Annotated in this window: 7 protein-coding genes; 2 read left to right on the top strand and 5 right to left on the bottom strand. The window is 31.2% G+C overall.

Going from position 1 to position 7445, the window contains the following annotated elements:
- Positions 1-169 precede the first annotated feature (169 nt).
- Both uxaC and Q0662_RS10725 read left to right on the top strand, forming a co-directional pair.
- Positions 170-1573, top strand: coding sequence for a glucuronate isomerase (uxaC, locus tag Q0662_RS10730; RefSeq protein WP_298949590.1), 1404 nt, complete (start codon positions 170-172; stop codon positions 1571-1573).
- A 6-nt stretch (positions 1574-1579) separates the two neighbouring features.
- The gene (locus Q0662_RS10725) at positions 1580-2548 is read left to right on the top strand and encodes a Gfo/Idh/MocA family oxidoreductase (RefSeq protein ID WP_298949588.1); all 969 of its coding nucleotides are present in this window, start codon (positions 1580-1582) and stop codon (positions 2546-2548) included.
- A 13-nt stretch (positions 2549-2561) separates the two neighbouring features.
- On the opposite strand, the gene Q0662_RS10720 is transcribed toward Q0662_RS10725, so the two are convergent.
- From Q0662_RS10720 to Q0662_RS10700, 5 genes are read right to left on the bottom strand one after another with little or no spacing between them, the layout of a single operon-like run.
- Positions 2562-3404, bottom strand: a complete 843-nt coding sequence (locus tag Q0662_RS10720) for a DMT family transporter (protein WP_298949586.1) — start codon at positions 3402-3404, stop codon at positions 2562-2564.
- Positions 3405-3455: 51 nt separating this feature from the next.
- Positions 3456-4754: a TRAP transporter large permease gene (locus Q0662_RS10715; protein ID WP_298949584.1), complete on the bottom strand. Its 1299-nt coding sequence runs from the start codon at positions 4752-4754 to the stop codon at positions 3456-3458.
- A 2-nt stretch (positions 4755-4756) separates the two neighbouring features.
- Complete coding sequence (locus tag Q0662_RS10710) at positions 4757-5227, bottom strand: TRAP transporter small permease (protein ID WP_298949582.1); 471 nt, start codon at positions 5225-5227, stop codon at positions 4757-4759.
- Positions 5227-6213, bottom strand: a complete 987-nt coding sequence (locus Q0662_RS10705; protein WP_298949580.1) for a TRAP transporter substrate-binding protein — start codon at positions 6211-6213, stop codon at positions 5227-5229. The genes Q0662_RS10710 and Q0662_RS10705 overlap by 1 nt, the downstream gene beginning before the upstream one ends.
- Positions 6214-6226: 13 nt before the next feature.
- Complete coding sequence (locus Q0662_RS10700) at positions 6227-7390, bottom strand: DUF4861 family protein (protein WP_298949579.1); 1164 nt, start codon at positions 7388-7390, stop codon at positions 6227-6229.
- Positions 7391-7445: the final 55 nt, after the last annotated feature.

Raw genomic sequence — 7445 nt, 5'->3', positions numbered from 1 at the left:
GTACATCAATAAATTTATATTCGATAGGAATATTAATAATATTAAAATTAGCATTATTTAAAATGCACAACGGGTTAATATTAATATAGTTCTATATTTATAAATAAGCATTATACGTACTATCTTTGCATTAAAATAAAAACATTTAGAATTTTTAATATTTATAAAAATGAATTCATTTTTAAACAAAGATTTCTTGTTACAGAACAATTTTACAAAAAAACTTTATCATAATTTTGCAAAAGATCTACCTATTATAGATTATCATAATCATCTATCAGCAAAACAAATAGCAGAAGATACACAATTTGAAAACATCACCCAGGTATGGCTGTATGGAGATCATTACAAATGGCGCGCAATGCGCGCTTTTGGTATTGATGAAAAATACATTACTGGTAATGCTACTGATAAAGAAAAATTCTTAAAATGGGCAGAAGTAGTGCCTTACACCATTAAGAACCCTCTATTTCACTGGACTGCTTTAGAGCTAAAGGCTTATTTTGATATTCATGAAATTTTGACCCCTCAGAACGCTGAGGAAATTTACGAAAAGACGTCAAAAATCTTACAACAAAAATCGCACTCTGCTAACGGATTATTGCAACTGCAGAACGTAGAAAGTTTATGTACTACAGACGATCCTGCAGATTCTTTAGAATATCATATTGCTATTCAAAAAGATGCTTCAAAAGTTCAGGCATTCCCTACTTTTAGACCCGATAATTCTTTTGCTGTTGAAAACACCAAAACGTATAATGAATATTTAACTAAACTTGAAAAAGTATCCAATATTAGCATTCATAATTACGATAATTTACTAAGCGCTTTAGAAAGTAGGATTCAGTTCTTTAATGACAATGGAGGTAGATTATCTGATCATGGTTTTGAGCAGTTGTCGTTTTTTGAAAGTGACATTTATGATATACAAACACTCTTTAACAAAGTACAAAACCATCAAGCTTTAACTGTAGAAGAAGTTGATTTCTTTAAATTTAAAACAGTAATTGAACTTTGTAAAATGTACCACAAAATTGGCTGGACACAGCAGTTTCACTTAGGTGCAATTAGAAATAATAACAAAAGATTACTGGATGAACTGGGTCCAGATACTGGTTTTGATTCTATAGGTGATTTTTCTCAAGCTCGTGCTTTAAGTGGTGTCTTAAATAAATTAGATAGCACAAATCAATTGGCAAAAACAATTGTGTACAATTTAAATCCTGCAGATAGCGAAGTTTTTGCAACTATGATTGGAAATTTTAATGATGGTACCATAAAAGGAAAAATGCAATATGGTGCTGCTTGGTGGTTTTTAGACCAAAAAGATGGCATGGAAAAACAAATAAATACCTTATCTAATTTAGGTTTATTGTCTTGTTTTGTTGGAATGTTAACAGATTCGAGAAGCTTTTTATCTTTTCCAAGGCACGAATACTTTAGACGTATTTTATGTAATGTAATTGGAACTGATGTTGAAAATGGAGAGTTACCAGCTGATGAAGCTTTTTTAGGTAAAATTGTAAGTAATATTTGTTATCATAATGCAAAAAACTATTTTAACTTTAAATAAATTTATATGAATACTTCTATAAAATGGGGAATTATTGGTTGTGGTGATGTTGCAGAAGTAAAAAGTGGTCCTGCTTTTCAAAAGGTAGCAAACTCCGAATTGGTTGCTGTAATGCGAAGAAATGGCGAAAAAGCGAAAGATTTTGCTGAAAGACACAATGTGCCTTTTTTTTATAATTCTGTTGATGCTATTATCAATCATCCAGAAATAAATGCGCTGTATATTGCAACTCCACCCTCTACACATTTAGAAATTGCGAAAAAATGTTTAGCAGCTGGCAAATTTGTGTATTTAGAAAAACCTATGACCATAAATACTGATGAAGCCTTAGAGCTGAAAGCATTGGTAAATGAAAATGATAAAATAGTAGTTGCACATTACAGAAGAAATTTACCTGCCTTTCAAAAAGTAAAAGAATTACTAGACGCAAACTGTATAGGGAAAGTATTGTTTGCGGATATTACCATTTTACAATCAACAACAAATAATGTTATTGCTAAAACGGATGACAATTGGCGTTTAAAACCAGAAACCTCAGGTGGTGGCTATTTTCACGATATTGGCCCTCATCAAATAGATTTGATGTATCATTATTTTGGTAAAATCGAAAAAGCGGAAGGATTTTCAACCTCAACCCAAAACAATAAAGTAGCAGATATTGTAAACGGAATTATTGCATTTGAAAACGGGGTACAATTTAGAGGAATTTGGAATTTTATAGCTTCTGAAAAAGATGTAAAAGACGAATGTAGAATTTACGGTGAAAATGGTACAATTACCTTCTCTTTTTACGGAGAAGAAGTGTTTTTAAATACTACTGATAAGGAAGAAGTTTTTTCATTCGAAAATCCTGCACACGTACAACAACCCTTAATCGAGCAAACGGTAAATTACTTTTTAGGAAATGCAAAAAATCCTTGTACAGTTAAAGATGGCGTTGAAGTAATGAAAATATTGGATAAATTTACAAGCTAAAATCGATAGAAATTTAGGTTGTTTTTCTTTTGATGTAGATATTGTAAATCAACCCAGAAAGAATCAATACAATTCCTAAGATTGTCCAACCATTATAGATATCTCCAAACCAAAATGTTCCGATAATTATGGTAATAATTACCTCCAAATATTTTATGGGAGCAACTAGATTGGTTTCTTCTGCTTGAAAGGCTTTGGTCATATACAACTGACCAAAATAACCAAAAACACCTGTACTTATAAAAAGAATCCATTCTATTAAGTTAGGCTGAATCCAATATTTTATAGATAGTAACCCACCAAAAACAAAAGCCATAATCATAAAATAGTTTATGATCACTAATGGATGTTCGGTATTCCCTATTTTACGAATTACAACAAAAATTATCCCTAAAAAAATAGCAGAAAATAACACAAAAAGCAAACCTAAAGTTGCTACATCTGCACCAAAACCTTTGATGATTAAAACTCCTAAAAAAGCGATAAAAAACAAGAACCATTGTATTGGTTTAATTTTTTCTTTTAAAAATAAAAGTGCAAAAATAGCTGCAAATATAGGTGCTGTATAACGTAAAGAAACTGCAGTGCCAATAGATAAATAATTTAAAGATTGAAAAAAGCAGGTTAAAGAAATTACACCTGTAACACCTCTTATGAATAACCATTTTTTATTGTTTCCCAAAAAAGGAACTTTCTGTTTTAAAACTAAAGGAATTGTAAACAATAAAGTTCCTACAGATCTAAAAAACACAACTTGATACACATTAAATGTACTTAAATATTTTACAACAGAACCCATTAGCGCAAATGCTATTGCACTAAAAACCATATATAAAATCGCTTTATTTTGTGTCATTGATTATTGTAATCTTCAATTGATATAAGAGCACAAAATTACACTATATTCTTACAATAAATCAAATTGTCTTGGTAACCACAATGTTAAATCTGGGAAATACGTAATTAAGAGCAACACACCTATCATTACTAAAAATAATGGCAATAATGGCTTTATAACTTGCTGTATTTTTAAATCGGCCACACTACATCCTACAAAGAGCACAGAACCTACAGGTGGCGTACATAAACCAATACATAAGTTCATAATCATTATAATTCCAAAGTGAATTGGATTCATACCTAATTCTGTAACAATTGGTAAAAAGATGGGTGTAAAGATTAAAACCGCTGGAGTCATATCCATAAAAACACCTACAAACAATAGAATTAAGTTGATGATAATTAAAATGACAATGGGATTATCGCTAATAGATAGTAATGTATTACTAATTTCTTGTGGAATATTTTCATAACTCATTACCCAAGACATTGCTATAGATGTTGAAACTAACAACAAAACAATTGCTGAGGTTTTTACAGTTTCTAGCAATATTGGAGAAATATCTTTAAAGGTAATTTCTTTATATACAAAACCTAAAAATAGCGTGTAAATTACTGCAATAGCTGAAGCTTCTGTGGCTGTAAAAATACCAGCTACAATTCCTCCAATTACAACAACTAACAACATCAAACTTGGAAAAGCATCTACAAATCTTTTAAAAAATTCTTTAAAACCTACTAACTTGTCTGTTGGATATTTTTTAATGATTGAGTAGATTAAAGCTACAATCATTAATGCCAAACCGATTAATAAACCCGGAACATAACCTGCAATAAACAAGGCTGCAATAGAAACTCCACCACTTGCTAAAGAATATACAATAAGTACGTTACTAGGCGGAATAATTAAACCTGTTGTTGCACTCGTAATATTTACTGCTGCACTAAACGATTTGTCATACCCATCTTTTTCCATCATCGGATTCATAAACCCACCAATGGCTGATGCTGCAGCTACTGCAGAACCAGAAATTGCGCCAAATAACATACAAGAAATAATGTTTACAAAAGCCAATCCACCAGGAAGTGGTCCAACTATGGCTTTGGCAAAATTGATAAGCCGAACTGCAATTCCTCCTCTGTTCATAATTTGACCTGCTAAGATAAAAAACGGGATTGCAGAGAGTGTAAAACTATCTAAAGAGGTTGCCATTCTTTGCGCCAATGTAGTTACCGATGGTAAAAACGGCATAGCACTTAATAAGGTAAATAAAGCAGCTAAACCAATTGCAAACGCTATAGGTACTCTTAATGATAAGAAAACCAAAAAGCTAATAACTAAAATAAGGACTTCTACTAAATTCATAATTATGCTTTATTTAATTTTCTTAAATTGATTAATGTATCGATACTATAGTAGCAAATTAAAACTCCAGAAATTGGAACTACCATATAAATAAATCCTAAAGGAATTTCTAGGGTTGCTGATGTTTGGCCAAATTGAAAACTCAATTGCACCAATCTAAATCCACCAATAATCATTACTGTTAATGCAAAAACTGCTATCGATATAAATACAATTCCGTTAAACAACCCTTGTCTTTTTTTAATAACATCTTCTGGAATTAAATCAATTGCCAAATGCAAATTTTTACCTGCTGCATAGGCTGCTCCTAACAAACCCACCCAAATTAATGAGAAACTAGAAATTTCATCAGTAATGGTACTTGGTGCTCTTAACACAAATCTCGAAAAGACTTGCCAAACGACACTAGCAAGCATTAATACTAAAATAAAAAGTACTAATTTTTCTAAAACGCTATCTATTTTTGCTCTCATTATTGTTGATTTTTAATCGAAGTTATTAAAGACTTCATCTCCTCATTTCCATCAAACATTTTTAAAATTCCTTTGGTTTGTTCTTCAAAAGGTTTTTTATCAGGATAAACAACTTGTACACCTGCTTTTTTTACTGCTTCTAAAGATGCTTTTTCTGAATCTGCCCATAATTTTCTTTGTGCAATAGTACTTACTTTAACCGCTTTTCTTACCCAATCTTTCTGTTGATTATTTAAACGGCTCCAAGTATCTGTACCTATTAATAAAACATCAGGTACAGCTGTATGTTCATCTAAAGAATAATACTTACAAACCTCATAATGTTTAGAGGTATAAAAGCTTGGTGGATTGTTTTCTGCGCCATCAACAACTCCTTGTTGTAATGCTGTATATAATTCTCCCCAAGAAATGGGTGTTGGAGAACCTCCTAAATCATTCACCATAGCCACAGCCATATTACTTTTTTGTACTCTAATTTTTTTTCCTTTTAAATCTGCAGGAGACTTTATAGGTGCTTCTTTCATATAAAAACTTCTACTTCCAGCATCATAAAATGTTAATCCACGAAGTCTAAATTTTTCTCCCTTTAACAATAAACTTTCACCAATTTCACTATCAAAAACGCTAAATGTATGTGCTTTATCTCTAAACATATAAGGCACACTAAATACTTTATATTCTGGTATAAAGTTTTCTAAAACTGCTGCAGAAACTTTAGTAATATCTAAACTACCAATTTGCAATAATTCCAAACATTCTCTTTCGCCACCTAATTGACCACTTGGATAAATGTTTACTTTGAGTTTTCCTTGTGACTGTTTTTCTAACTCTTCACCAAAAATAACCATTGCTTTATGCACTGGGTGTTGCGTGTCCAAAGAATGTCCTAAGCGTAAAGTTGATACTGAAGTGTTTGATTGACAACCCAAAAAGAATAACAAAATAGTTAAAACAAATATGGATTGAAAAAAGTTTTGCTTCTTCATTGTTTAAGGGTGATTAGTTTTTGGTTACTATTAATGGAGTATTTATTTTTTTTGAGAAATCTGACAAATAATTTTCCCATTCTTGTTGAGTTGTAAACTGTTTACTTTTTTTCCATCCAAAACCACTATAGAAAACAACTTTGTCATCAACTACATTTAAGTGTAAAAAGTGATTGCTTTCGTCTTTTCTAGATGTAACAAACTTTTCTGAACCTGAAAAATAGGGTTCTGTAGTTACAATTCCTGTTCCTACTTCAGAGTCGTCTAAGGTTTCCCAATGACTAACCCAAAAGTTAGCGTCATTTTGATTGGTAACGCCTTTTTTATCGTGTAAAGTTATTCCAGCTGCAATGGTTTCTGTTCCTTTTACATCAATTTCAAAACGAGATAAGTTTTGACCATAATCTAAAGAGATGTGTTTGGTTTCATCGATTTGTTTACCATTAGCATCCCAAGTAGCATAGGTTAACACAAAACTGGTTCTTAACGGACCTGTGGTAATGGTTTTGTAAGAGGTAAAGTTCTTAGAAAAGTAAAAAGATGTATCAACTTTTACGGCTGTACCTCCTATACCTCTACTTACACCAACATGAAAATTATCTAAACCTTCTCCATGATCTTTATGATAGGCTCCTTTTTTAACATCGTTTCTTTTGTACCAAGTGTTGATAATTGGATATTCAACACGTTTTAACCAAGCATCTATTCCGCTAGACAAGGTTCCTCCTTTTACACCATCTTCTACCATTTTTTGGGCTACTGGACCAAAAGTTCTAAAAGCAACTCTATTGTTTTCCCATGTATAATCATCTGTTCTTTCTGGTACAAAACGTGAAAAACAGTAATTAATTACTGAGTCTTGTTTTTTATCAAAAATTGATAACTTATATGTTTTTGTAGCGTTTGCTTTAATTGATGGTTGAAACAAAATCACATCATTTTTACCATCTAAATCTGTATCTATAATTTGAGAAGTAACAACTTTATTATCAGCATCTAAAACTACTACATCAGCTTGTTTTTCTGCTGCTACTTCAGATATATCTACTTCAACAGTTTCAAAATCTCTATCAATATTTAAAGTATTTTTTACTGTTACTGTTGAAATGATTTCAGCTTTTTTATCACAATTGACAAAAAGAGAAACCGTAAGAAAAAAGAGAACTATTTTTTTCATTTAGATTGATTGTTTAAACCTTTCAGGTTTTAGAAACCTGAAAGGTCTGAATTTT

It is taken from the genome of uncultured Polaribacter sp., assembly GCF_947503855.1.
Classification (GTDB): domain Bacteria; phylum Bacteroidota; class Bacteroidia; order Flavobacteriales; family Flavobacteriaceae; genus Polaribacter.
Note: the sequence above shows the minus strand (reverse complement) of the source record. Positions and strands in the feature narration are given on the sequence as shown.